The 23783-nt window shown below is 75.0% G+C and carries 25 protein-coding genes and 1 other RNA gene; 13 read left to right on the forward strand and 13 right to left on the reverse strand.

Annotated elements, in window-relative coordinates; all coding sequences use genetic code 11:
- The coding region (locus tag ACIQVI_RS10330) for an FG-GAP repeat domain-containing protein (protein ID WP_403593552.1) at positions 1-535 on the forward strand (535 nt) is incomplete at its 5' end.
- A gap of 70 nt (positions 536-605) precedes the next feature.
- Here ACIQVI_RS10330 and ACIQVI_RS10335 read toward each other — a convergent pair.
- Positions 606-1010, reverse strand: a complete 405-nt coding sequence (locus ACIQVI_RS10335; RefSeq protein WP_403593555.1) for a DUF4259 domain-containing protein — start codon at positions 1008-1010, stop codon at positions 606-608.
- An 81-nt stretch (positions 1011-1091) separates the two neighbouring features.
- Positions 1092-1673 carry a hypothetical protein gene (locus tag ACIQVI_RS10340; RefSeq protein ID WP_403593558.1) on the reverse strand — a complete coding sequence of 194 codons (582 nt, stop codon included), beginning with the start codon at positions 1671-1673 and terminating at the stop codon, positions 1092-1094.
- A gap of 119 nt (positions 1674-1792) precedes the next feature.
- On the opposite strand from ACIQVI_RS10340, the gene ACIQVI_RS10345 reads away from it, so the two are divergent.
- Positions 1793-3241 carry an MFS transporter gene (locus ACIQVI_RS10345; protein WP_403593561.1) on the forward strand — a complete coding sequence of 483 codons (1449 nt, stop codon included), beginning with the start codon at positions 1793-1795 and terminating at the stop codon, positions 3239-3241.
- Positions 3242-3260: 19 nt separating this feature from the next.
- On the opposite strand, the gene ACIQVI_RS10350 is transcribed toward ACIQVI_RS10345, so the two are convergent.
- From ACIQVI_RS10350 to ACIQVI_RS10360, 3 genes are all read right to left on the reverse strand, one after another.
- Positions 3261-4121, reverse strand: coding sequence for a helix-turn-helix domain-containing protein (locus tag ACIQVI_RS10350; RefSeq protein ID WP_403593564.1), 861 nt, complete (start codon positions 4119-4121; stop codon positions 3261-3263).
- Between the two features lie 9 nt (positions 4122-4130).
- A complete protein-coding gene (locus ACIQVI_RS10355) occupies positions 4131-4988 on the reverse strand; it encodes an alpha/beta fold hydrolase (RefSeq protein ID WP_403593567.1) in 858 nt (285 codons plus the stop codon).
- Positions 4989-5110: 122 nt separating this feature from the next.
- A complete protein-coding gene (locus ACIQVI_RS10360) occupies positions 5111-5743 on the reverse strand; it encodes a response regulator transcription factor (RefSeq protein WP_121833576.1) in 633 nt (210 codons plus the stop codon).
- A gap of 107 nt (positions 5744-5850) precedes the next feature.
- Between ACIQVI_RS10360 and ACIQVI_RS10365 the strand changes: the two genes are divergently transcribed.
- Positions 5851-6681 carry a glycoside hydrolase domain-containing protein gene (locus ACIQVI_RS10365; RefSeq protein WP_403593569.1) on the forward strand — a complete coding sequence of 277 codons (831 nt, stop codon included), beginning with the start codon at positions 5851-5853 and terminating at the stop codon, positions 6679-6681.
- Positions 6682-6751: 70 nt separating this feature from the next.
- On the opposite strand, the gene ACIQVI_RS10370 is transcribed toward ACIQVI_RS10365, so the two are convergent.
- From ACIQVI_RS10370 to ACIQVI_RS10380, 3 genes are all read right to left on the reverse strand, one after another.
- Positions 6752-7918 (reverse strand): sensor histidine kinase, encoded by a 1167-nt coding sequence (locus tag ACIQVI_RS10370; RefSeq protein WP_403593572.1) that lies wholly within the window; start codon positions 7916-7918, stop codon positions 6752-6754.
- A gap of 64 nt (positions 7919-7982) precedes the next feature.
- A complete protein-coding gene (locus tag ACIQVI_RS10375) occupies positions 7983-8705 on the reverse strand; it encodes an ABC transporter permease (protein ID WP_403593575.1) in 723 nt (240 codons plus the stop codon).
- On the reverse strand, positions 8702-9664 hold the full coding sequence (locus tag ACIQVI_RS10380) for an ATP-binding cassette domain-containing protein (protein ID WP_403593578.1): 963 nt from the start codon (positions 9662-9664) through the stop codon (positions 8702-8704). Before ACIQVI_RS10380 ends, ACIQVI_RS10375 begins: the two co-directional genes overlap by 4 nt.
- 266 nt (positions 9665-9930) lie before the next feature.
- On the opposite strand from ACIQVI_RS10380, the gene ACIQVI_RS10385 reads away from it, so the two are divergent.
- On the forward strand, positions 9931-10785 hold the full coding sequence (locus ACIQVI_RS10385; protein ID WP_403593581.1) for a MaoC/PaaZ C-terminal domain-containing protein: 855 nt from the start codon (positions 9931-9933) through the stop codon (positions 10783-10785).
- Between the two features lie 245 nt (positions 10786-11030).
- Here the strand turns inward: ACIQVI_RS10385 and ACIQVI_RS10390 are convergent, their stop codons facing one another.
- Positions 11031-12185, reverse strand: a complete 1155-nt coding sequence (locus tag ACIQVI_RS10390) for a hypothetical protein (protein WP_403593584.1) — start codon at positions 12183-12185, stop codon at positions 11031-11033.
- Between the two features lie 345 nt (positions 12186-12530).
- Between ACIQVI_RS10390 and ACIQVI_RS10395 the strand changes: the two genes are divergently transcribed.
- Genes ACIQVI_RS10395 through ACIQVI_RS10410 form a run of 4 tightly spaced genes read left to right on the forward strand, consistent with a single transcriptional unit; the run spans position 12531 to position 16438 of the window.
- Positions 12531-13352 (forward strand): Nif3-like dinuclear metal center hexameric protein, encoded by an 822-nt coding sequence (locus ACIQVI_RS10395; RefSeq protein ID WP_403593587.1) that lies wholly within the window; start codon positions 12531-12533, stop codon positions 13350-13352.
- Entirely contained in the window at positions 13349-14092 is a 744-nt protein-coding gene (locus ACIQVI_RS10400; RefSeq protein ID WP_351969239.1) for a C4-type zinc ribbon domain-containing protein, read from the forward strand. The genes ACIQVI_RS10395 and ACIQVI_RS10400 overlap by 4 nt, the downstream gene beginning before the upstream one ends.
- Positions 14092-15552, forward strand: a complete 1461-nt coding sequence (locus ACIQVI_RS10405; RefSeq protein WP_403593590.1) for a bifunctional RNase H/acid phosphatase — start codon at positions 14092-14094, stop codon at positions 15550-15552. The genes ACIQVI_RS10400 and ACIQVI_RS10405 overlap by 1 nt, the downstream gene beginning before the upstream one ends.
- A gap of 55 nt (positions 15553-15607) precedes the next feature.
- Positions 15608-16438: a GNAT family N-acetyltransferase gene (locus ACIQVI_RS10410; RefSeq protein ID WP_403593593.1), complete on the forward strand. Its 831-nt coding sequence runs from the start codon at positions 15608-15610 to the stop codon at positions 16436-16438.
- On the opposite strand, the gene eda is transcribed toward ACIQVI_RS10410, so the two are convergent.
- Positions 16425-17066, reverse strand: a complete 642-nt coding sequence (gene eda, locus ACIQVI_RS10415) for a bifunctional 4-hydroxy-2-oxoglutarate aldolase/2-dehydro-3-deoxy-phosphogluconate aldolase (RefSeq protein ID WP_403593596.1) — start codon at positions 17064-17066, stop codon at positions 16425-16427. The genes ACIQVI_RS10410 and eda overlap by 14 nt on opposite strands.
- Positions 17067-17129: 63 nt before the next feature.
- Entirely contained in the window at positions 17130-17897 is a 768-nt protein-coding gene (gene yaaA / locus ACIQVI_RS10420) for a peroxide stress protein YaaA (RefSeq protein WP_351969214.1), read from the reverse strand.
- 389 nt (positions 17898-18286) lie between these two features.
- Here yaaA and ACIQVI_RS10425 point away from each other — a divergent pair, with 389 nt between their 5' ends.
- Positions 18287-19729, forward strand: a complete 1443-nt coding sequence (locus ACIQVI_RS10425) for an RNB domain-containing ribonuclease (protein ID WP_403593599.1) — start codon at positions 18287-18289, stop codon at positions 19727-19729.
- On the opposite strand, the gene ACIQVI_RS10430 is transcribed toward ACIQVI_RS10425, so the two are convergent.
- Together ACIQVI_RS10430 and ACIQVI_RS10435 are read right to left on the reverse strand one after the other, a co-directional pair.
- A complete protein-coding gene (locus ACIQVI_RS10430) occupies positions 19674-20513 on the reverse strand; it encodes a hypothetical protein (protein WP_403593602.1) in 840 nt (279 codons plus the stop codon). The genes ACIQVI_RS10425 and ACIQVI_RS10430 overlap by 56 nt on opposite strands.
- Positions 20514-20622: 109 nt before the next feature.
- Positions 20623-21390: a MerR family transcriptional regulator gene (locus ACIQVI_RS10435; protein WP_403593605.1), complete on the reverse strand. Its 768-nt coding sequence runs from the start codon at positions 21388-21390 to the stop codon at positions 20623-20625.
- A gap of 78 nt (positions 21391-21468) precedes the next feature.
- On the opposite strand from ACIQVI_RS10435, the gene rnpB reads away from it, so the two are divergent.
- From rnpB to ACIQVI_RS10455, 4 genes are all read left to right on the forward strand, one after another.
- Positions 21469-21875, forward strand: an RNA gene (gene rnpB / locus ACIQVI_RS10440) — RNase P RNA component class A.
- Between the two features lie 139 nt (positions 21876-22014).
- Positions 22015-22200, forward strand: coding sequence for an antitoxin (locus ACIQVI_RS10445; RefSeq protein ID WP_351974224.1), 186 nt, complete (start codon positions 22015-22017; stop codon positions 22198-22200).
- Positions 22201-22366: 166 nt separating this feature from the next.
- Positions 22367-23380: a hypothetical protein gene (locus tag ACIQVI_RS10450; protein ID WP_403593608.1), complete on the forward strand. Its 1014-nt coding sequence runs from the start codon at positions 22367-22369 to the stop codon at positions 23378-23380.
- 62 nt (positions 23381-23442) lie between these two features.
- Positions 23443-23766, forward strand: a complete 324-nt coding sequence (locus ACIQVI_RS10455) for a nuclear transport factor 2 family protein (protein ID WP_351973782.1) — start codon at positions 23443-23445, stop codon at positions 23764-23766.
- Positions 23767-23783: the final 17 nt, after the last annotated feature.

The raw sequence follows: 23783 nt of genomic DNA on the forward strand, positions 1-23783 counted from the left end.
CATGGGCACCTACTTCGACGGCGGCACCCACTGGTCGACCGGTTGGGGCCGCTTCGTCACCGGTACCGACATGGGTCGCCTGTACTTCGCGGACATCACTGGTGACGGCAAGGCCGATCTGATCGTCCACGGTACGGACGGCAACGTGGCGGTGCGCAAGAACATGGGCACCTACTTCGACGGCGGCACCCACTGGTCGACCGGTTGGGGCCGCTTCGTCACCGGTACCGACATGGGTCGCCTGTACTTCGCGGACATGACCGGTGACGGCAAGGCCGATCTGATCGTCCACGGTACGGACGGCAACGTGGCGGTGCGCAAGAACATGGGCACCTACTTCGACGGCGGGACGCAGTGGAGCACCGGCTGGGGCCGCTTCGTCACCGGCGCCGACATGGGCCGTCTCCGCTTCGGAGACACCACCGGCGACGGCAAGGCCGACCTGTACGTCCACGTGATCGGCAACGGTGAGGTCTCGGTGCGCAAGAACATGGGCACCTACTTCGACGGCGGCACCCTGATGATCACCCTCTGACGAGGTTCCTTCTCCCCTTGGCTCCGGCGGCGTCAGCCGGAGCCAAGGACCCCGGAAGGCACCTGGCAGGTCACGCCCCCGCCAGCACCGCCCGCAACCCCCGTACCCCCGCCTTCCACTCCTCCCCGTCCGACTCCTCCCACAGCTCCAGCAGCTCGGACGGCTCGGTGAGGACGCGGTCCAGGGCCGCCACGGCCTCCGGGCGGAGCTCGGCCGGGAGGACGGGCAGCGGCTCCTTCGGGCCGTACGAGGTGGTGACCGGCTCGCCGCCGGGGCACTGGGCCGCGAGCAGGGCCGCCGAGGCGATCGCCTCCACCGCCAGGTCCGCGTCCAGGTACTCACCGCCGGTGCCGGTCACCTCGCGGAAGGTCCCGCGCAGCACCTCCGCCTTCTTCTCCGCCGGGGCTCCGTCCACCCGGTAGGAGAAGTCGGCGGCGGTGTCGTTGTCGAAGGGGCCGATGTCCCAGGTGCCCATGGCGTGCTCGCTCTCTGCCGTCGTCCGTGTCTCCGAGTTCCCGGTGATCGTGGCAGGCGGCACTGACAACGGGCGGTCCGTTCAGTCCTCGACGCCCAGGTCGGCGCGCATCGCCTTCTTCAACGCCCCCACGTAGGGCCAGACGTCCTGGTGGAGTTCGGCCTCCATCGTCCCCAGTTCGGCCGCGTGGGCGGCGGGATCGGCCGCGTACCTCCTGAGCTTTCCGTAGGCCGCGTTCAAACGCGTCTTGGCCGCGCTGGAGGAGCGCGAGACGACGTCGGGGACGATCATCTGGGACTCCGCGTAGCTCTCCCGGTAGGCCACCCTGGCCGCCTCCAGGTTCTCCAGGGACGCGGCGACGTCCTCGCCGCGCGCCAGCGCGTGGAGGTGGTTGGTCATCTCCGTCAGGTACTGGCGCGCGGCGGTGTTCAGCGTGATGTAGCAGGCGCGCCGGCGCTCCAGGCTCTCGCGCTGCCCCTGCAGGGCCCGCTCCGCCCGGAGCAGTTCCTCGGCGTGGTCGCGCTCCTCGCGCCGCTGGTCGGCGGCGGCCCGCAGCTCCATGCGCTTCATGCGGTCCGCGCGGACCTGTGTCAGGAGCGCGGCCCCCAGCGTTCCCGCCACGCCGACCACCGCGATCAAGAGTGCCGACCAGCTCGCGCCCATGTTCCCTCCCGTGTACGGCCCGATCCCCGCGACGATGCTGCCACACGGGGGCCGGGTGCCCGAGACGTATGCACAGAGGCGTATGTACGGGGCCGAGGCCGTCTGCGACCATGACCGTCATGCCGCAGACCGACGCCGTCACCAGCACGTCCTCCGCCCCTCCCGTCCCCGCGCCCCGGGCCTGGGCGGTCGTTCTGGTCGCCTGCGCGGGGCAGTTCCTCGTGGTGCTCGACGTGTCCGTGGTGAACGTGGCGCTGCCGTCGCTGCGGGCCGACCTCGGGCTCTCGGCGCTCGGTCTGCAGTGGGTCCTCAACGCGTACTCGATCGCCTTCGCCGGGTTCATGCTGCTCGGCGGGCGGGCCGCCGACCTCTACGGGCGCAAGGCGATGTTCCTGCTCGGGCTCGTGGTCTTCACCGTCGGCTCCGTCGCGGGCGGGCTCGCGCAGGAGGGCTGGCAGCTCGTCGCCGGGCGCGCCGTGCAGGGGCTCGGCGCGGCCGTCCTGTCGCCCGCCACCCTGACCCTGGTCACCGGCGCGGTCGCCCCCGGGCCCGCCCGGAGCCGGGCCATCGGCACCTGGACGGCGGTCGGCGCGGCCGGCGGCGCGGCGGGCGGCTTCGTCGGCGGGCTCCTCGTCGACCTGCTGTCCTGGCGCTGGGTCCTCCTCATCAACGTCCCCATCGGCGTCCTCGTCCTCGCCGGAGCGCTCCTGTGGCTCCGCGAGAGCCGCCCCGGCACCGGCAACCGCCTCGACCTGCCGGGCGCGATCCTCGTCACCGGCGGGCTCGCCACCCTCGCGTACGGCATCGTCCAGACCGAGGAGGCGGGCTGGGGCGACCCGAAGACCCTCCTGACGCTCCTCGGCGCGCTCGTCCTGCTCGCCGCGTTCGTCGCGGTCGAGGCCCGCACGGCGGCCCCGCTGATGCCGCTGAAGATCTTCCGCACCCGGACCGTGTCGGCGGCCAACACCGCGATCCTGCTGTTCGGTTCGAGCTCCTTCGGCATGTGGTTCTTCATGACGGTGTACGCGCAGAACGTCCTCGGCTACACCCCGCTCCAAGCCGGCCTCGCGCTCGTCCCCAGCTCCCTCGCCGTCGTCCTGGGCTCCAAGCTCGCGCCCCGCCTGATGCCCGCCCTCGGCGCCCGCACCCTCGCCGTCGTCGGCGCCCTCGTCGCCGCCTCCGGCTTCGCCTGGCAGTCCACGATGGGCGTCGACGGCACCTTCCTGACGACGATCCTGGGCCCCGGCATCCTCATGATGGGCGGCATCGGCCTGGCCACCACCCCGCTGGCCACCCTCGCCACCTCCAGCGCCGCCCCCGGCGAGGCCGGTCTCGTCTCGGGCCTCGTCAACACCTCCCGCACGATGGGCGGCGCCCTCGGCCTCGCGACCCTCTCCACCGTCGCCGCCGCCGTCACGGGCCCGCTCCACGGCACCCCCGACCCGGCGGCCCTCACCTCCGGCTACGCGGCCGCCTTCCGCGTCTCGGCGTCGATCCTGCTCGGCGCGACCCTCCTGATGCTGCTGTGGCTGCCGAGGTCCGGGCGCCGGGACGCCGAGCACCCCTAGGGGGGGCGGCTTTCGTGGATCAGGCGCGGTCCGCCGGGCGCCGGGCGGGTGACGACGCCGGCCAGGCGACGTCGTCGATCGCGAGCCACGGCGCGGCGGCCACCGCCGAGGGCGTGAGGCCGGTGAACTCCCGTACCTCGCGGTGCAGGTGGGACTGGTCGGCGTACCCGCTCGCGGCGGCCACGTCGGCGGCGGCGTGCCCCGCCGCGAGGAGACGGGCGGCGCGGTCGAACCGCACCAGCCGGGCGGCCCGCTTGGGCGTCACCCCGAGCTGGGCGCCGAAGCGGGCCGACAGGCGCTTGCGGCTCCAGCCGACCTCGTCCGCGAGGCCGTCGACCCGCACCCGCCCCCGGCGGCCGAACGTCCGCCGCCAGGCGTGGGCGACCTCCGGATCGACCCGGTGACCGGAACCGAGCCTCCGGCCGAGGACGTCCGCCGCCAGCGCGAACCGTTCGTCCCACGACCCGGCGGCGCGCAGCCCCTCCTCGAACCGCCCGGCGTCACGGCCCCAGACGTCGGCGAGGGACACCACCGCCCCGTCCGCTCCGGCCGCCGCCCCGAACACCGAAGCCGCCACGACCGGTTCCAGCCGGATCTGGAGGCACTCGCCGGCCCGCCCGCCCGCCCGGAAGCCGTCGGGGAGGAGCCCGACGACGACACTGCCGCTCCCGCGCCGGTCCCGCGTGCGGTGGACGAGCCCGCCCTCCCCGCTCAGGTCGACGAGCAGGGTGACGGCGGGGTGCGCGACCATCGCGATGTCCACGGGCGCGGAGACGCCCTGGCGGAAACCGGCCATGCCGACCCCCGGCGTCCGGAGCGGGGCGCGCGGGACCACGACGTCCACGCGCGTCCAGTCGAGCGGTGCTTCCGTCGGCCGCATGGGACCAGCCTAGGACCGTACGGGCGGGGTGTCGCCGTCCGGCGCCGTGAAGCCCAGCAGCAGCGCGGCGGTCGCGGCGGGCTCTTCGAGCATGGCCAGGTGCCCGACGCCGGGCAGCGTCTCGACCCGCGCGCCCGGCACCGCCCCGTACCGGTGCGCCGACGACGGCTCCCAGCGGGGGTCGGCGCCGCCGAAGACCACCAGCAGGGGCACCCCGAGGGCGGCGAGGCGCTCGGGCACGCTCCGTTCGGCGATGTAGGCGGTGCCGCACCGCAGGACCGCCCTGGTCGTGCGGTACGTGCCGTGCCGCAGGTCGGCGACCACGGCGTCCGGGATCTCCACCGGGCGGGCGGCCGTCGCGCCGATCCCCCTGCGGATCATCGCGTCCGAACGTATCGCCCACAGGAGCGGGCCGAGGGGCGGGGCCAGCAGGGCCCGGAGGAACAGCGGCTGCGGGAGCAGCGCGTCGGGGGCCGGGCCCGAGCCGATCAGCGCGAGCGACCCCACCAGGTCGGGGCGCCGCTCGGCGAGCGCGGTCGCGACGTAACCGCCGCTGGAGTGCCCGGCCACGGCGACGCCGCGCAGCCCGAGGCCGTCCAGGACCGCCGCCACCCGGGCCGCCTGCGCGGGCACGTCGTACGACGGCACGGGCGGGGACTGGCCGCAGCCTGGCAGGTCGACCCGGATGACGTGGCGGCGGCGGGCGAGCGCGGGGACCACGGGGGCCCACAGGGCGCCCGAGGCCCCCGATCCGTGGATCAGCAGCAGTGGGGGCGCCTGCCGCGATCCGTCCTGGACCACGTGCAGTCCGTGGGCGCGCGGTCCTTGGGTACGCCCCGTGTCGTGTTCACCCGTGAGTTCGCTCATGCGGGCAGGATGCGCGGCCCGCCGCCCGCCGGTCTTGTACGTATGTCCGCGCGGGGCCGACGATCACCGGTCGCGTACGGGTTCCGCGCGGGACCGCCGGTCCTGCACGTGCGCCGCGCGGTTCAGAGCCAGCCCTGCTGCCGGGCCGCCCTCACCGCCTCCATGCGGTTGCGGGTGCCCGTCTTGCCGATCGCGGACGACAGGTAGTTGCGGACCGTGGACTCCGAGAGGTGCAGGGCGGCCGCGATGTCCGCGACCGTCGCGCCGTCCACCGAGGCCGCGAGCGCGTCCCGTTCGCGGGCCGTCAGGGGGTTCGGGCCCGCGCCGAGGGCCGCCGCCGCGAGCGCCGGGTCGACGACCGTCTCGCCCCGCAGGGCCTTGCGGACCGCCTCGGCCAGCTCCTCCACCGGCCCGTCCTTCACCAGGAACCCGGCCGCCCCCGCCTCCATCGCCCGCCGCAGATAGCCCGGCCGGCCGAACGTCGTCAGGATGAGCACCCGGCAGTCCGGCACCTCGTCCCGCAGGTCCGCCGCCGCGTCCAGGCCCGAACGCCCCGGCAGCTCGATGTCGAGCAGCGCCACGTCCGGCCGCGCCACGAGCGCCGCGTCCACGATCTCGTCCCCGCGCCCGACCTGCGCGACCACCTCGATGTCCGGCTCCATGCCGAGCAGCAGGGCCAGCGCCCCACGCATCATCCCCTGGTCCTCGGCGAGCAGGACTCTCACGGACTTTCCCGGGCGGTGGTCCCTCGGCATCTCGGTCACGGGCACCAGGGTAGGCCGCGCGGAGGCCGGGTTATGGTGGGCGCGCCCCGGGGGGACGGGGCCGGAAACCGTGGAACGCATACGTATGGGGTGGGGAAATGCCGAAGCACCGGCTGTCCAGAAAAGGCCGCTACATCGCCCTGGCGGCGACCGGCGTCACCGTCGTCGCCGGTGCCGGAATCGCGGCCCAGACCTCGATGGCCGCCCCCGCGTGGCCCGCGCAGAAGACCTACACCGGCCGGGCGTTCGACGCCTGCACCGCCCCCTCGCTCGCCGCGATGACGGCCTGGAAGAAGGACGCCTACTACGGCGGCGTCGCCGTCTACATCGGCGGCAAGAACCGCGGCTGCGCCCAGCCCAACCTCACCAAGCCCTGGGTGAAGTCGGTCGACAAGCTCGGCTGGCGGGTCATCCCCCTGTACGTCGGCGCCCAGCCGCCCTGCCAGAAGAGCCTGAACAAGGAGCGGTTCACCGCGGCCAACGCCGCCTCGGTCGGGGCCGCCAACGCCAACGACGCGGTCGCCAAGGCAGCGGCTCTCGGCATGAAGCCCGGCAGCCCGATCTACCTCAACATGGAGTCGTACGACATCGCCGACAAGGCGTGCAACGACGCCACCCTCACCTACGTGCGCTCCTTCACCAAGACCCTGCGCGCCAAGACCTACCGCGCCGGGCTCTACGGCTTCAGCAGCTCCAGCGCCAAGGCGATCGCCACCGCCAAGGACCGCACGGACCTGCCGGGCAACCTCTGGTACGCCCTGTGGAACGGCCAGGAGACCACCACCAAGGACTGGCCCTGGGACCCGAAGCTGTACACGAACCACAGCCGCGGCCACCAGTACAAGGCCAACAGCAAGGAGACCCGCGGCGGTCACACCATCAACGTCGACCGCAACGCCTGGGACGCCCCCGTCGCCATCGTCGGCTGACCGGTTCGCCCGACGGTCCGGACCCGGCTGACCGGTCTGCCCGAGAGCCCGGCCCCGGCCGTCCGGTTCGTCAGCAGCGGTCGGTCCGTACGTCCCCGGCGTCCGGACCCGGCGCGGCGGGTTCCACGGGAAGTTCCGCGACGACCCGGAACCCGCCGCCCGGGACCGGCCCCGCCTCCAGGGTGCCGCCCGCCGCCGCCAGCCGCTCGCGCAGGCCGCGCAGTCCGCTGCCGGGGCCGTCCGCGACCGGCGCGGCGGCCCCCGGACCGTGCCCGGCGCCCGGCCCGCCGCCCCGTCCGTCGTCGGTGACCGTCAGACGGGCCCGGCCGTCCGTACCGGATATCTCCACGACGCAGCGGGACGCCCCGCTGTGCCGCACCGCGTTCGTCACGGACTCCCGCACCACCCAGCCGAACAGCGCCTCCGCCGCCGGTTCCAGGAGCGGGCCCGAGCGGCGCACGACCGGCTCGACGCCCGCCGAGGAGAGCGCGTCGCGCGCCCGGTCCAGCTCGGCCGCCAGACTGCCCTCCCGGTAGCCGGTCACCGCCTCCCGGATCTCGGTCAGCGCCTGCCGGCCCACCGACTCGATGTCCGCGACCTGCGCCAGGGCCGCGTCCAGGTCGTGCGGGGCGAGCCGCCGGGCGGCCTCCGACTTCACCACGACCACCGAGAGCGTGTGGCCCAGGAGGTCGTGGAGGTCGCGCGAGAAGCGCAGCCGCTCCTTCTCCACCGCCGTCCGCGCCAACTCCTCCCGGGTCTCCCGCAACTCCCGGACCGTGTCGTTCAGGGCGAGGATCGCCGCCGTCACCATCACCGAGACGAACGTCCCGTACACCACCCCGAACGAGTCCCAGCCGTCCCGCCAGAACGTCACCGCCCCCGCCCCGGCGACCAGCGGGAAGGTGACGCGGAACAGCATCCTTCCGCGCCGCACCACCGCCCCGACCGCCAGGCCCAGGAGCGGGAAGAGCAGCAGCCACTCCCGGCCGTAGCCGATCGCGAGCCCGAAGGTGAGCGCCGCGAGCCCGCCGAGGAGCCACCGGGTCAGCGGCGTCTCCCGGGCGCGCGGGGCGAAGGCGCGCAGGACGACCGCGATGTACAGGGTGTTGAAGACGAGCAGGCCCAGGCCGCCGATCCACGGGTTCGGGGCCTCGCCCCCGAGCAGGTGCGAGAGCGCGCCCAGGCCCATGAGCAGCCAGGGGAGCAGACTGAGCCCGCTCGGCCCCCGCTCGCGCATCCTCTCCCTCCGCCGCCGCCAGAACTCCATGACCGTCCCGTGTCCTCTCGTGCCTCCGCGTCCGTCACGCGGTCCGTGCCGAACGACGGTACGAGACCGCCGCGTACGCGCCGAACAGCGCCGCCCATCCGGCGAGCACCACCAGGGCCACCGCCCCCGGGGCCCGCCCGTCCGTCACGGCCACGCCCAGCTCCGCGAAGCGGTTCGTCGGGGTGTACCCGGAGAGCGTCCTCAGCCAGTCGGGGAAGAGGGCGACCGGGAACCACAGGCCGCCCGCGACCGCGAGCCCCAGGTTGCAGGCGACGTTGACGGCGCCGGTGGTCTGGGCCGTGAGCCGGTAGCCGTTCCCTATGCCGAGCAGGGTGAAGGGGAGCGAGCCGAGCCACAGCGTGACGGCGACGGCCGCCCACTGCCAGGCCGCCATCCGCACCCCGTTGGCCAGGCCGCCCGCGAGCAGCACCCCCGCGATGGCGGGCAGGACGACCACCGAGCCGGTCAGGGCCCGGCCCGTCACCACCTGCCGGGGCGTCATCGGGGTGATCCTCAACTGCCGCAGCCAGCCGGTGGACTTGTCCTCGGCGACCCCGGTCCCGAGCGAGAGCGCGGCGCCCAGCGCCCCGTACGCCGCCATGCCGACCATCGCGGCCGTCCGGTACGCGCTGTCGTTCGCGCCGCCGAGGTTGGTGAAGAGGAGGTACATCATCACCGGGATGCCGATCGTCGAGATCGCGAATCCGGTGTCGCGCAGGGTGCGGCGCACTTCGAGGCGTACGTACGCGGTGATCATCGGGTCGTCTCCAGGGGTGCGGTCGCGGGCCCGGCGGCCGTGAGCGGCTTGCGGGTGAGGGCGAGGAAGGTGTCGTTCAGGGAGGCCTGGGCGACCTCCAGGCCCCGGATCGCGTCCCGCTCCGCCAGGGCCCGGACCGTCGCGTCCGAGTCGGTGGTGCGGAGCCGGACGCGGTCGCCCCGTATCTCGTACGAGGTCACGCCGGGCAGCGAGTCGAGCGGGCCCGCCGGGCCGCCGCCCAGGTCGAAGGAGACCAGGCTGCCGCCGGCCGCCCGCTTGAGCTGCGCGCTCGTGCCGTCGGCGGCGACCCGGCCGGAGTCGAGGACGACGATCCGGTCCGCGTACGCGTCGGCCTCCTCCAGGTAGTGGGTGGAGAACAGGACGGTGTTGCCCCGGCGGGCGTAGCCGCGCATCGCGTCCCAGAACTCCTGCCGGGCCTCGACGTCGAGGGCGGCCGTCGGCTCGTCCAGGACGATCAGCTCCGGGTTCCCGGCGAGGGCCACGGCGAACCGGACCCGCTGGACCTGGCCGCCGGAGAGCCGGTCCACACGGCGGCCGGCCAGAGCGGTCAGACCGGCGAGCGCCAGGGCCTCCGCGACCGGCATCGGGGCCGGATAGGTCCGGGCGACGAAGCCGACCAGCTCACGGACCGTCACCCGGCTGACCGGGCGGCCCTCCTGGAGCATCGCCCCGACCCGGCCGGCCGCGACGGCACGGCCCGGGGGCCCGCCGAAGAGCTCGACCCGGCCGTCGTCGGGCTCGTCGAGGCCGAGGAGCAGGCCGATGGCCGTGGACTTCCCCGCGCCGTTGCGCCCGAGCAGGGCCACGGTCTCGCCCCGGCGGACGGCCAGGTCCAGCCCGTCGGCGGCGCGGACGGCTCCGTACGCCCTGGTCACTCCCCGGAAGACGATCGCGTCCCCGCCGTCCGGATTCTGCTTCTCCTGCTCCCGCTGCTTCATGACCACGACGTTACGGAGAGTGAAGGGGGTCCCGGTAGGCCGTTATGTACGCGTCCGACCGTGACAAATGTCCTGGGGGTCGATCCCGTAGGGGTTCTGACGTGCCGTCGGCGAGGGTTCCCAAGCCCGGTCGCCTCGGCTATACAGGAGGGCCACCGAACTGGAACACGTTCCAGAGCGACCGTGCTCCGGGGCGACCGTGCTCCGGGGCGACCGCGCTTCGGGGCCGCCGCGCTCCGGGCGACCGCGTGAGGAGCAGCAGCCCGATGCCCATCGACGCAGCCAAGGCCGTCGCCGCCGAACCCCGCAGCACCGAGATCGCCTGGGACCACAAGGACGTCCAGCTCTACCACCTCGGCCTCGGCGCGGGCACGCCCGCCACCGACCCCGCCGAACTCCGCTACACCCTGGAGTCCCGGCTCCACGTCCTGCCCAGCTTCGCCACCGTCGCGGGCGGCGGCATGGGGATCGTGGACGGCCTCTCCGCCCCCGGTGTCGACGTCGACCTCATGGCCGTCCTGCACGGCGCCCAGTCGATCACCCTCCACCGCCCCCTGCCCACCGGCGGGCGCGCCGTCTCCACCTCCCGCGTCGCCGCCGTCCACGACAAGGGCAAGGCCGCCGTCCTCGTCCTGCGCTCCGAGACCGCCGACGCCGACGGGCCGCTGTGGACGAGCGACGCCCAGATCTTCGTGCGCGGCGAGGGCGGCTGGGGCGGCGACCGAGGCCCCTCCGACCGGCTCGCCCCGCCCGACCGGGCGCCCGACCGGACCGTGGAGCGGCCCGTACGCGAGGAACAGGCCCTGCTCTACCGCCTCTCCGGCGACTGGAACCCGCTGCACGCCGACCCGGAGTTCGCGGCCCTCGCCGGTTTCGACCGGCCCATCCTGCACGGCCTCTGCACCTACGGGATGACCCTCAAGGCCGTCGTGGACACCCTGCTCGACGGGGACGTCGCCCGCGTCCGCGCGTACCGCACCCGCTTCGCCGGGATCGTCTTCCCCGGCGAGACCCTGCGCATCCGGATGTGGACCGTGGAGGGCGGCGTCCAGGCGACGGTCACGGCGGTGGAGCGCGACGACGCCCCCGTCCTCGCCGACACGTTCGTGGAGCACGCGTAGGGCGGCCGGGGACGCCGGAGGGCCCCGGGGTTTCCCCCGGGGCCCTCCGGATCATCCCGCGCGCCCGGTCACTGCGCGTCGGGTTCGCGGCGGTGGCGGCCGTGCGGGGAGGACGAGGAGTCCTCCGCCGGCGAGGCCTCACCACGATGCCGCCCGGAGCCGTGCGACTCCGTACCCTCCGTGCTTGCTTCCGACATGCCGTGACTCACCCCGTAGAAATCGTTCTTTCCGTGCGGCCCGGAAGTCTAGTCAGCGGGCCGCCCGTCGGTGAGGGGAGCCTGCTGGAGCGGTACGGGACGGCACACCCGGGGCTCCTCGGGGACCGTCACCGGCTCCGGCGCGGGATCCGGCTCGGGCGGCGGCTCCAGGGACGCGAGCCCGCACGGCGTCCCGGGCGTCGCGTACGGCAGCCGCAGCACGCCCTCCGGCGTCCACAGGCCCGTGCCCGCCAGCCACCCCTGCGGGGCCGCCAGCTGGTCCATCCGGCGGGACGAGGGCCGCCAGGTCCCCACCCAGCTCCCGGCCGCCGCGTCGATCCGCAGCGCCACCGCGCAGCTCTCCGGCATGAGCACCTGCCCCGGCTGCACGGCGAACGGCGTCACCGCCGCGTCGTCCAGCCGCAGGCAGTCGGGGAAGCGCACCGGGAGCAGGCTTCCGAGGACGCCCCAGCCGAGCCGGTCGTGGCCCGGCGACGGCGCGTCCGAACGGATCAGGAGCAGCCCGCTGTCCGGGTCCGCGAGCAGCAGCCGGTCGTCGCTCTCCTCGGTGATCTGGAGCAGCGGCGTCACCTCCCCGCCCCGCTCCAGGTCGACGGCGACCGCCTTCACCGGCCCGTCGCCGAGCCGCCGGTCCAGGGCGAGCATCCGGCCCGTGCGGTCGAGCCACACCCCGCCCGAGCAGCGGCCCCGGACCTCCGCCACCCGCTCGGGACCGAAGGCCCCGCCCGCCACCAGCCACAGCGTCGTGGTGTCGGGGCCGACGCACATCGCGTACGCGCAGATGCCGTCCGGCGAGGGCGGGAGCAGCACGAGGTCCTCGGAGCCGGGCGCGTCCACCGAGCCGAGCCGGAGCTCCCCGGTGGCCGGGCCGGTGGGGTAGAGCAGCGAGAAGGAGCGCCGCCGCCCGTCCACGCGGCGGCAGACGAGGACCCGGCCGTCCGCGAGGGGGAGCAGCTGGGTGTGCGGCTCCTCCGGCTGGTCGAGCGGGAGCGGCACGGCGTACGGCTCCGGGCCGTCGAGGGTCCACCTCTCCACGTACAGGGCGTCACCGGCGCCCGCGAGCCCGGCCGCGTACGCGCCGTTCGCCGTGGTCGTGAACCCCGTCGGGCGGCCGGTGCTCCCGCCGTACTTCCCTTCGCGGTCGTCGTCCTCGGCCGTCGTCTCGATGGCACACGCTGTCATCGACTCGTCACCTCCGGCGACGAAGCTAGTTTTCGCACTTCCAGCCGAACAACACGAGCCCGCTCACTTCACACATAAGGGTGGCCGTCCGGCGTTTCTGCTGAGCGGGAGAGGGCGGGTGTGCTGGAGTGACCGGCGGTGACCGGGGGTAAGGGGAGCCTAAGTGGAGCCGGGGGCTCCGGTGGCAGGGGTGCGAACGGGACGCGACCAGGGCCCGGGTCGTCCACGGGGGCCGGGCCCGGACGGGGTTGTCCACAGGGCGGGACGGGGCGTCCGGCCGGGGCCCGAGCGGGGTTGTCCACAGGCCAGGGCGGCGGAGCACGCGGGACAGGTAGCCTTTCCCCCGTGCCCCGTCTGTCTGAAGTCATCGCCGAACTCGACGCCCTCTGGCCGCCCGACCGGGCCGAGCAGTGGGACGCCGTCGGCACCGTCTGCGGCGATCCCGACGCCCGGGTCGACCGCGTCCTCTTCGCCGTCGACCCCGTCCAGGAGATCGTCGACGAGGCCGTCTCCCTCGGCGCCGACCTGATCGTCGCCCACCACCCGCTCTACCTGCGCGGTACGACGACGGTCGCGGCCGGCCACTTCAAGGGCCGCGTCGTGCACGACCTCATCAAGAACGACATCGCCCTCCACGTCGCGCACACCAACGCCGACACCGCCGACCCCGGCGTCTCCGACGCCCTCGCCGGCGCCCTCGACCTGCGCGTCACCGGCCCGCTCGTCCCCGAGAACGGACTCGGCCGGATCTGCGAGCTCGACCGCCCCGAGACCCTCGCGGAGTTCGCCGCCCGCGCCGCCGCGCGGCTGCCCGCCACCGCACAGGGCATCCGGGTCGCCGGAGACCCCGCCATGACCGTGCGCCGGGTCGCCGTCAGCGGCGGCTCGGGCGACAGCCTCTTCGACGCCGTGCGCGCCGCGGGCGTCGACGCCTTCCTCACCTCCGACCTGCGCCACCACCCCGTGTCCGAGGCCACCCAGCGGACCCCGCTGGGCCTGGTCGACGCCGCCCACTGGGCCACCGAATGGCCCTGGTGCGAGCAGGCCGCCGCGCAGCTCGACGCGATCTCCGACCGTCACGGCTGGGACCTCCGCGTCCACGTCTCGAAGACGGTCACCGACCCCTGGTCCTCCCACCACACCTCTTCTCCTGGAGCCCCCAACTGAACGCCGCGCCCGCCGACCAGATCCGCCTCCTCGACGTCCAGGCCCTGGACGTACGCCTCCAGCAGCTCGCCCACAAGCGCCGCTCGCTGCCCGAGCACGCCGAGATCGAGGCGCTCACCAAGGACCTCACCCAGCTGCGCGACCTGCTCGTCGCCGCGCAGACCGAGGAGAGCGACTGCGGCCGCGAGCAGACCAAGGCCGAGCAGGACGTCGACCAGGTCCGCCAGCGCGCCGCGCGCGACCAGCAGCGCCTCGACTCCGGCGCCGTCTCCTCCCCGAAGGACCTGGAGAACCTCCAGCGCGAGATCGTCTCCCTCGCCAAGCGCCAGGGCGACCTGGAGGAGATCGTCCTGGAGGTCATGGAGCGCCGCGAGTCGGTCCAGGAGCGCCTGACCGAGCTGACCGAGCGGGTCTCCGCCGTCCAGGCCAAGACCGACGACGCCACCGCCCGCCGCGACGCCGCCCAGGCCGAGCTGGACGCCGAGGCCGCCTCCGTCACCAAGGAGCGCGAGCTCGTCGCGGGCTCCGTCCCGGCCGACCTGCTCAAGCTGTACGAGAAGCTGCGCGAGCAGCAGGGCGGCGTGGGCGCGGCCCGGCTCTACCAGCGCAAGTGCGAGGGCTGCCACATCGAGCTCAACATCACCGAGCTCAACGAGGTCCGCGCCGCCGCCCGGGACGCGGTCGTCCGGTGCGAGAACTGCCGCCGGATCCTCGTCCGCACCTCGGAGTCCGGTCTGTAATGACCTCCGCGCGCGAGCTCGTCGTCGAGGCGGACGGGGGTTCCCGGGGCAACCCGGGGCCCGCCGGGTACGGGGCCGTGGTCCTGGACGCGGTGACGGGCGAGACGCTCGCCGAGGCCGCCGAGTACATCGGTGTGGCGACGAACAACGTCGCCGAGTACAAGGGCCTGGTCGCGGGCCTCAAGACGGCCCGGGAGCTCTTCCCGGACGCCACCGTCCACGTCCGCATGGACTCCAAGCTGGTCGTCGAGCAGATGTCCGGCCGCTGGAAGATCAAGCACCCGGACATGAAGCCGCTCGCGGCCGAGGCGGGCCGGGTCTTCCCGGCGGGCCGCGTCCGCTACGAGTGGATCCCGCGCGAACGGAACAAGCACGCGGACCGGCTCGCGAACGAGGCGATGGACGCGGGGCGGCTCGGCCGCCAGTGGGAGCCGTCCGGCTCCACGGCGTCCCTGGACGCCTCCGCCGCCCGCAACGCCGCCGCCCCGCCCCCGTCGGGCCCGCCCGGCGACGCACGGGCGGGAGCGGCGCGGGCGAGGGCGGCCCTGTCCGGCTCCCCGGCCGCCGGGACCTCCGACGCCGGTACGCGCACGGGTACGGGCGCCCGGCCCACCACGAACGACGGCCCGAACGGCGGCCCGGACGACGGCCTGTTCGCCGCCGAGGACGCCACCGCGACCTCCTCCACCCCGGTCGCCTCGGGCGACTTCGAGGCCGAGGCGGGCGTCCTGGCGTCGACGGACCACGAGCCCGGGACCATCGCCACCGGCGCCCCGGGGGCCGACGCGCCCGCGCCCGCCCCCGTACAGGCGCAGGGCTGGTCCGGGCCCGACATGGGCGCGCCCGCCACCTTCGTGCTGCTGCGGCACGGGGAGACCGCGCTCACGCCCGAGAAGCGGTTCTCCGGGAGCGGGGGGAGCGATCCCGAGCTGTCGGCGGCCGGACTGCGGCAGGCCGAGGCCGTGGCCGCCGCGCTCGCCGCCCGGGGCACGATCCAGGAGATCGTCAGCTCGCCCCTGACCCGCTGCCGCCAGACCGCCGCCGCCGTCGCGGCCCGCCTCGGGCTCGACGTGCGGATCGAACAGGGCCTGCGGGAGACCGACTTCGGCGCCTGGGAGGGGCTGACCTTCGGCGAGGTCCGCGAGCGGTACCCCGAGGACCTCGACGCCTGGCTGGCCTCCCCGAAGGCCGCGCCGACCGGCGGCGGCGAGAGCTTCGCGACCGTCGCCCGGCGCGTCGCCGCGACCCGGGACCGGCTGACCGCCGCCCACGCGGGCCGCACCGTCCTCCTCGTCACCCACGTCACGCCCATCAAGACCCTGGTCCGGCTCGCCCTCGGCGCCCCGCCGGAGTCCCTGTTCCGCATGGAGCTGTCGGCCGCCTCGATCTCGGCCGTCGCCTACTACGCCGACGGCAACGCCTCCGTACGCCTCCTCAACGACACCTCGCACCTCCGCTAGCGAGCACGGGAAACGGGTGGCGCGGGGCCCCGCCCCCGTACCACCATCACCGTCCATGACGTGGCACTTCACCGAGGACCCGGCCGCCTTCCGCGCGGCCGCCGGCGCCCTGCTGGCCGCCGAGCCCGCCCGCAACACCGGCGTGCTCACGCTCGTGGACACCGCCGGGCGGCTCGGCTGGTGGACCGAACCCGACGGACGGGTCACCGGAGTGCTCGCGGTGGCCGTGCCGGGGGAGCCGGTCCTCGGGACGGTGACGCCGGAGGCGGCCCGCGCCCTCGCCTCCCCGCCGGACCTCTTTGGGAAGCCGGACCTCTTCGGGGACGAAGGGGTGACGGTCGTACGGGGCGAGACGGCGGCCGTCGAGGCGTTCGCGGAGGCCACCGGCCGCCCCTGGACCGCCACCGTCCGGATGCGGCTCTTCCGGCTCGGGACGCTCACGCCGCCGGACCCCGCCCCCGCCGGGCGCGCCCGTGTCGCCACCGCGGCCGACATCCCGCTCGTCGCCGCCTGGGCACGGGAGTTCGTCCGGGACATCGGCGAGGAGCCGGGGGAGGACTACACGGGACCCGTCACGGAGCGGATCTCCGACGGCCGGCTGATCCTCTGGGAGGAGGACGGCGGGCGGCCCGTCTCCATGGCCTGCTTCTCGCCCGTGGCCGAGGGCCGGTCCCGCGTCCACCTCGTCTACACCCCGCCCGCCGCGCGCGGACGCGGACACGCCGCCGGGGCGACCACCGCCGCCAGCCGCGCCGCCCTGGCCGCCGGGGCCGCGCAGGTCCTGCTCTTCGCGGACCTGGCCAACCCCACCAGCAACGCCCTGTACCGGCGGCTCGGCTACCGGCCGGTGGCCGAGCACCTCACGGTGGGGTTCACCGGCCGCTGACCGGGACCCGCAGGGCCGACGCCTCGCGCGCGAGGGACTCGACGCGGGACCAGTCGCGGGACGCGAGGGCGTCGGGCGGCAGCATCCACGTGCCGCCGACGCAGCCAACGTTCGGCAGGGCGAGGTAGGCGGGGGCGGAGGCGGGCGAGACGCCGCCGGTCGGGCAGAAGCGGGCCTGCGGGAGCGGGCCCGCGAGGGACTTCAGGTACGGGACGCCGCCCGCCGCCTCCGCCGGGAAGAACTTCATCGCGTCCACGCCCCGTTCGAGCAGCGCCACGACCTCCGAGACCGTCGAGACCCCCGGCAGGAAGGGCACGCCCGAATCCCGCATCGCGCCGAGGAGCCGCTCGGTCCAGCCGGGGCTGACCAGGAACCGGGCCCCGGCGCCGACCGCGTCCGCGACCCCGGCCGCCGAGACGACGGTCCCGACGCCGACGACCGCCTCCGGCACCTCGTCCGCGATCGCCCGCACGGCGTCGAGCGCGGCCGGGGTCCGCAGCGTGACCTCGATCAGCGGCAGCCCGCCCGCCACCAGGGCACGGGCCAGCGGGACCGCGTCGGCCGCGTCCTCGATCACCACCACGGGGACGACGGGGGCTTCCGGGGCAAGGTCGAACACGCTCGTCATGGCCTCATCCTGACGAGCGTGAGCGCCAGTCGCAACGAGCGTTGCGGAGGGCGCAACGAAGGGTCAGTGGATCTCGTCCACCAGGACGTCCAGCGCCCCCGCCTTCCCGCCCTCCTCCACCACGTACCGCAGGTCCCGCAGCGCCTCCACCAGCTCCGCCGGAGTGGCCGGGTCCGCGCCCGCCTCCAGCAGGCTCCGTACGATCCGGCCCTTCGTCGCCTTGTTGAAGTGGCTGACCACCTTCCGGGTCGGCGCGTGCAGCACCCGTACCGTCGCCGTCCGCGCCGCCACCTCGCCCTTCGGCCGCCACGCCGTCGCGTACGCCGACGAGCGCAGGTCCAGGACGAGCCCGTCCCCGGCCGCCCCAGGCAGTACGGAGGCCATCGCGCCCCGCCAGTACGCGCCGAGCGCGCCGAGGCCCGGCAGCTTGACCCCCATCGAGCAGCGGTACGACGGGATGCGGTCGGTCACCTTCACCGCGCCCCACAGGCCGGAGAAGACCAGGAGCGCGTCCCCGGCCCGCTCCCGGGCCGCCGCGTCCAGGGTCGCCAGGCCGAGCGCGTCGTACAGGACGCCCGTGTAGACCTCCCCGGCCGGGCGCGCGCCGGCCGTCCGCAGCTCGGCGTTCTTCGCGACCTCGCCGCGCAGCCCCTCGCTCAGGCCGAGCACCTCGCGGGCCTTCTCCTCGTCGGCGACGCACAGCTCGACCAGCTCGTCCAGGACCGCCGCCCGCGCCTCCGCGAGCCCCGGCAGGGACAGCGACTCCGGCTTGAGGGGCGCCCCGCTCCCCGACGGAGCCTTGCCTTCGGAGGGCGGCAGCAGCACGAGCACGGTGGTTCTCCTTCGTACGGACGGGGGTGGGGGTGCGGCCCCGGCCGCCCAGCCTACAAAGCGCGCCCGAGGCGCGGAGCGCCGCCGACCCGGGGAGGCGCGCCGCCGATTCGGGGAGCCACCCCGCCGAAGCGCCGCCGATCCGGGAGCGCCGACCCGCCGAAGCGCTGCCGATCCAGGAGACGCCTCCTCGCCGAAGCACCGCCGGCCCGGGAGCGCCGACCCGCCGAAGCGCCACCGCCCCGGGAGCATCGCCCCGCCGAAGCCCCCGCCGACCCCGGGCCCGCCGCCGACACGACGTGCCTGCCGCTGACGTGACGGACCCGCCGCTGTCATGACGTGCCCGCCGTCGACATGACGGACCCGCCCCCGCCCCCTACGCTCGGTCCATGCCCCGCCGCCCCCTTCACGTGACCGGCGCAGCCGAGGCTCCCCTGCGGGCCGCCCTGCGCGCACTCCGGACCGAGCTCGCGGTCCCCGGGGACTTCCCGCCCGCCGTGCTCGCCGAGGCCGAGGCCGCGGCGAAGGCGCCCCGGCTCCCCGCGCACGACGCCACCGACCTGCCGTTCGTCACCGTCGACCCGCCCGCCTCCACCGACCTCGACCAGGCCCTCCACCTGGCCCGCAGGGCCGACGGCGGCTACCGCGTCCACTACGCCATCGCCGACGTCGCCGCCTTCGTCGCGCCCGGCTCCGCGCTCGACGCCGAGGCCCACCGGCGGGTCCTCACCCTCTACTTCCCCGACGGCAAGGTCCCCCTCCACCCGGCCGTCCTCTCCGAGGGCGCCGCCAGCCTCCTCCCCGGCGAGGTCCGGCCCGCCGTGCTGTGGCGGATCGACCTCGACGCCGAGGGGCGCAGGGTCGCCACCGACGTCCGCCGCGCCCTCGTCCGCAGCCGCGCCAAGCTCGACTACGCGGGCGTGCAGCGGCAGATCGACTCCGGCACCGCCGAGGAGCCCGTCGCCCTGCTCCGCGAGATCGGGCGCCTGCGCGAGGCCATCGAGATCGAGCGCGGCGGGATCTCCCTCGACGTCCCCGAGCAGGAGATCGTGGAGAAGGACCACGGCTACGACCTGGTCTACCGGGCCCCGTTCCCCTCCGAGAGCTGGAACGCGCAGATCTCCCTGCTCACCGGCATGGCCGCCGCCGACCTGATGACCGCCGCCGGCACCGGCATCCTGCGCACCCTCCCCACCGCGCCCGACGGCGCCGTCGCCCGGCTGCGCCGCTCCGCGCAGGCCCTCGGCGTCGACTGGCCGCACCACGTCCCGTACGCGGACGTCGTCCGCTCCGCCGACCCCTCGAACCCGCGCCACGCCGCCTTCCTCCAGGAGTGCACCACCCTCCTGCGCGGCGCCGGGTACACCGTCTTCACCGACGGCCACGTCCCCGTCCCGGCCGTGCACGCCGCCGTCGCCGACGAGTACACCCACTGCACCGCCCCGCTGCGCCGCCTCGTCGACCGGTACGCGAGCGAGCTGTGCGTGGCGGCGGTGGCCGGGGACGAGCCGCCCGAGTGGGTGCGGGCCGCGCTGCCCGCGCTCCCCGACGAGATGGCCGCGGGCTCGCGCCGGGCCAACGCCGTCGAGCGCGAGAGCGTCGACATCGTCGAGGCGGCGCTCCTGAAGGACCGGATCGGGGAGCTCTTCGACGCGTACGTGATCGACGTCAAGGAGCGCGAGCCGTCCACCGGCACCGTCCACCTGGAGGACCCGGCGGTGGTCGCCCGGATCGCGGGCGGCGAGTCGGCGCTGCCGCTGGGGGAGTGGCTGCGGGTCAGACTCGCGGAGGCGGACCCGGGTCGGGCGAAGGTGCTGTTCGCGCCCGCGTGAGCGCTTCGCGCACCGCCTCGTGCAGGGCCCGAGGGTCATCGGCGTGGACCCTGACGACCCGTACGGGCCGGGGCGCGCCGAGCAGCCGGGGCGCGTCGACCGGTGCGGTCAGCTCGACGGTGACGGAGGTCTGCGCGCCGACGGCGAGGTTCAGCTCGCCGTCCGCCTTCTCGTGCGAGAACAGCGTCTCCCGCCGTACGGACGCGATCCGGTCGAGCGGGATCCGCAGGTCGACGTGGGCGGCCTGCCGCAGCCGCAGCACGTCCCCGGCGAGGACGTGCGGGCGGGTCGCGGAGGCGGCGTGCAGACCGAGGACGAAGAGCAGGGTGTAGACGTCCAGGACGAGGACGATCCCGTGGACGACGGGCCAGCGGGCGAGCAGGAACGACATGCCGACCGTCTCGACCGCGCACACGAACGCGAAGCCGTACATCAGCGCGGCCTGGTCGCGGGCGTGCGGGAAGACCCCGCCCGCGCCCGCGGTCCCGTGCGGCCGGCGCGCGACCCACCGCCCCAGGCTCGCGAGGAGCCGCAGCTCGTGCCCGACGAGCCGCAGCACGGGCTCGGGCACCAGCTCCGCCACGGCGTCCCGCCGCGACAGCCCGCGCCGCCGCAGCCGCAGGTAGACGAGCCCTTCGGCGAGGAGGAGCCCCGCCACGAGGACCTCGGCGACGCCCAGGACGACGGAGGGTATCCGCACGCCGCCGATGAGGCAGCCGACGAGGACGACTTCGAGGGGGAGGACGGCGTAGGCGAGGAGCCGGAGGGGGCGCACGGGCGTCACGGGGTTCGCTCCTGCCGGTCGCGGGGCGGACGTAGGGACATCACGGGGTTTCCTCCTGCCGGTCCCGGAGCGGGCTCGTGTACGTCACGGGGTTCTCCCCCACGTGGGATCACGAGTTCCCCTCCCGCCGCTCCCCGACCAGCCGCACCGCGAGCCGTACCGCCGCCTCCTGGGCGGGGGAGAGGTCCGCGAAGACGGCGTCGGCGAGGAGGGCGCCGGAGGCGCGCCCGTCCGCGCCGCGCTCCGGCAGCCCGACCCCCGGCATGTCCGGCAGGGAGCCCGCGAGCACCCGGGCGGCCTCGCCCACGCGGGGGTCGTCCGGCGCGGCGTCCTCCAGGGCGTCGAAGAGCGCGTACACCTCGTGCGCGGACGGGGCCGTGCCGCGCAGGGTCTCCATCAGGCGCGCCCGGTCCTCCTCGGGGACGACGGCGTCGAGCAGGGCGAGGACCTGCCGGTCCTTCACGGCCATGGGGGAGGCGGGCAGCTCGCCCAGGCCCGCGAGCAGGTCGGCGAACTCCGGGGAGACGGGCCCGTCGGCGGGCAGCCGTCCGGCGCGGGCGTCGTCCAGGAGGACGGCGAGCCGCTTCCGCCGCTCCCGCAGGACGGCCTCCTGCCGGGCGAGGTCGTCGGCCAGCTCCTCCAGGACCTCCACGAGGCCGCGCCCCTCGTCGCCCGCGAGCACGTCCCGCACCTCGTCGAGGCCGAGCCCCAGCTCGGTGAGCCGCCGGATCCGGGCGAGCAGGACGGCGTCCCGTACGCCGTACTCCCGGTACCCGTTGGCCCGCCGCGCGGGCTCGGGCAGCAGCCCGGACTGGTGGTAGTGCCGCACGGCCCGGGGGGTGACCCCGACCAGGGCGGCGATCTCGCCGATACGCATGGGCCCAGTAGAAACCCTGACGCTGCGGCAGGGTCAAGCACGGGCCGGTGCGGCGGGTAGCATGGTCGGCACGGCAGACGAGCCGGGCGGGCGGCCGCGTGGGGGTCTTCGGACCTCCCCGAGGAACGTCCGGGCTCCACAGAGCAGGGTGGTGGCTAACGGCCACCCGGGGTGACCCGCGGGACAGTGCCACAGAAAACAGACCGCCGGGGACCGTATCCGTACGGACCTCGGTAAGGGTGAAACGGTGGTGTAAGAGACCACCAGCGCCTGAGGCGACTCAGGCGGCTAGGTAAACCCCACTCGGAGCAAGGTCAAGAGGGGACACCCCGGTGTCCCTGCGCGGATGTTCGAGGGCTGCTCGCCCGAGTCTGCGGGTAGACCGCACGAGGCCGGCGGCAACGCCGGTCCCAGATGGATGGCCGTCACCCCGACGACCGCGAGGTCCCGGGGGACAGAACCCGGCGTACAGCCCGACTCGTCTGCCCCTCAGGGCCCTCGACCAGCGAAACCGCAGGTCAGGGGCCTTCCTCTTGAGGTCGTGGGCCGCGCGGATGCGGCCGGGGCGGCGAAGGGGGACCCTGGGAGGTGCCCGCTGACGAACGGACTTCGAGGAGTACCACGATGTCGGTCATGGACAAGCTCAAGGGGATGCTCAAGGGCCACGAGGACCAGGCCGGAAAGGGCGTCGACAAGGCAGGCGACTTCGCCGACGAGAAGACCCAGGGCAAGTACAGCGGCCAGGTCGACACTGCCCAGGACAAGCTCAAGCAGCAGCTGGGCCGCGACCAGGAGCCCCCGCCCCAGTGACGGAGACGCACGGCGACTCCCCGGTCGACCGACCGGTCGACCACGGCCCGACGGCACCAGCCGCCGGGCCGGATCGTTTTTCCGCCCCGTCCTCTGTCCCGCCGTCTCCGTGAAGGGGCGCGCCCGGGGCGCCGGTGTCCGAACGGGTATTCGATAGGGTGCGCGGATGACATTCGGACACAGGTCGTTCCCAGCCGTCGTGGAAGCCTTCGAGACGGCCGTACGGGCCCAGGACCCGGACGCGGCCGAGGACGCCTTCGAGCGGTTGCCGGTCGCGGCGGGCGATGCCGGGGACGCGGAGCTGCACGAGGCGGGGCCGCGCCTCGCCGCCTTCCTCGACGAGGTGCCGCCCGGCCCCCGTGCCACGGTCGCCGTCCTGATCGGCGCCTGCGTCGAGCGGGGAGCCGATCCGCTGGCCTGCGCGCCCGCCGTCTTCGAAGGCGCGCGGGACGCGTTCGAGCGGGCGGCCGACTTCTGTGCCGCCTGGAAGGAGGCCGGCCGCGGCGAGCTGCCGTCCCACGAGGGCGAGGGCCTGGAGGAGGCCGACTTCGAGCGGTTCGGCTTCGGACCGGTGCTGGCCTGGCAGTCGCTCCCGCACTTCGAGAGGGCGTGCGTGGCGATGCTCAACTCCCCGGCCGTACGCCGGACCGTCCCCGGCAGGGCCGGGCTGCGGGACGCCGTGGCGCGCGCCGCCGGGCTGTCGGGCGAGCCGTTCCAGTGCCTCGTCTACGCCCTCGCCGTCCTCGACGACGAGCCGTTCGTCGCGATCGACCGCGCCACCGGCGCCGGGTTCGCCCTGCGTGCCTCCGGCATCGGCGACAACTTCCAGCTCCACACCCTCCTCGCCGACGCCCTGATCGGCGGCGGGCACCTGCCGGGCACGGCGCCCTCGCCCGAGGCCGTCGCGATGTGCCGGGACCTGCCCGGCCAGACGCCCACCACCGGCTCCTTCAACCTGGTCGGCGCGGACGGCGAGTGGATCTGGAACGAGGGGAACCCCGCCGACGTCCCCGTCGTGGACGGCGTGCGCCTCGTGGTCCTCGACCCGCCCCCGTACGAGCGGAGCTGGCCCGCCGGCCGGTTCTTCCCCGGCATGGCCGGCGAGCTGGTCCTGGAGCGTGCCCTGACCGCCGGGGAGAGCCGGGTCCTGCTCGCCCAGGTGGCCCAGCCCGGGTGCTGACACGCCGGGGCGCGCGGCCCGGTTCCGGGGGGAGGGCGGGGCGGGAGGTGTACGGGTAGGGCATGACCATTCCCGTGGAGCAGCTCTCCGACCCGGCCGTGCGCGCCTTCGTCGCGGCCCTCAACGCCAACGACCAGGAGGCCTTCCGGGCGGCCCTCGCGCCCGGTGCCACCATGTCCGACGACGGTACCGACCGGGACCTCGACGCCTGGACCGAGAAGGAGGTCTTCTCCTCGCGCGGCCACATGGAGATCGAGTCCCAGAAGGCCGACGGACGCGACCTCGTCGCCCGCTACCGCAACGACACCTGGGGCGAGATGCGGACCCGCTGGCGGTTCACCGTCGAGGACGGGAAGATCGCCCGGTTCGAGACCGGGCAGGCGTAGGGCCCGTCCGGCGGATC

Source organism: Streptomyces sp. NPDC098101, assembly GCF_044760185.1.
Classification (GTDB): Bacteria; Actinomycetota; Actinomycetes; order Streptomycetales; family Streptomycetaceae; genus Streptomyces.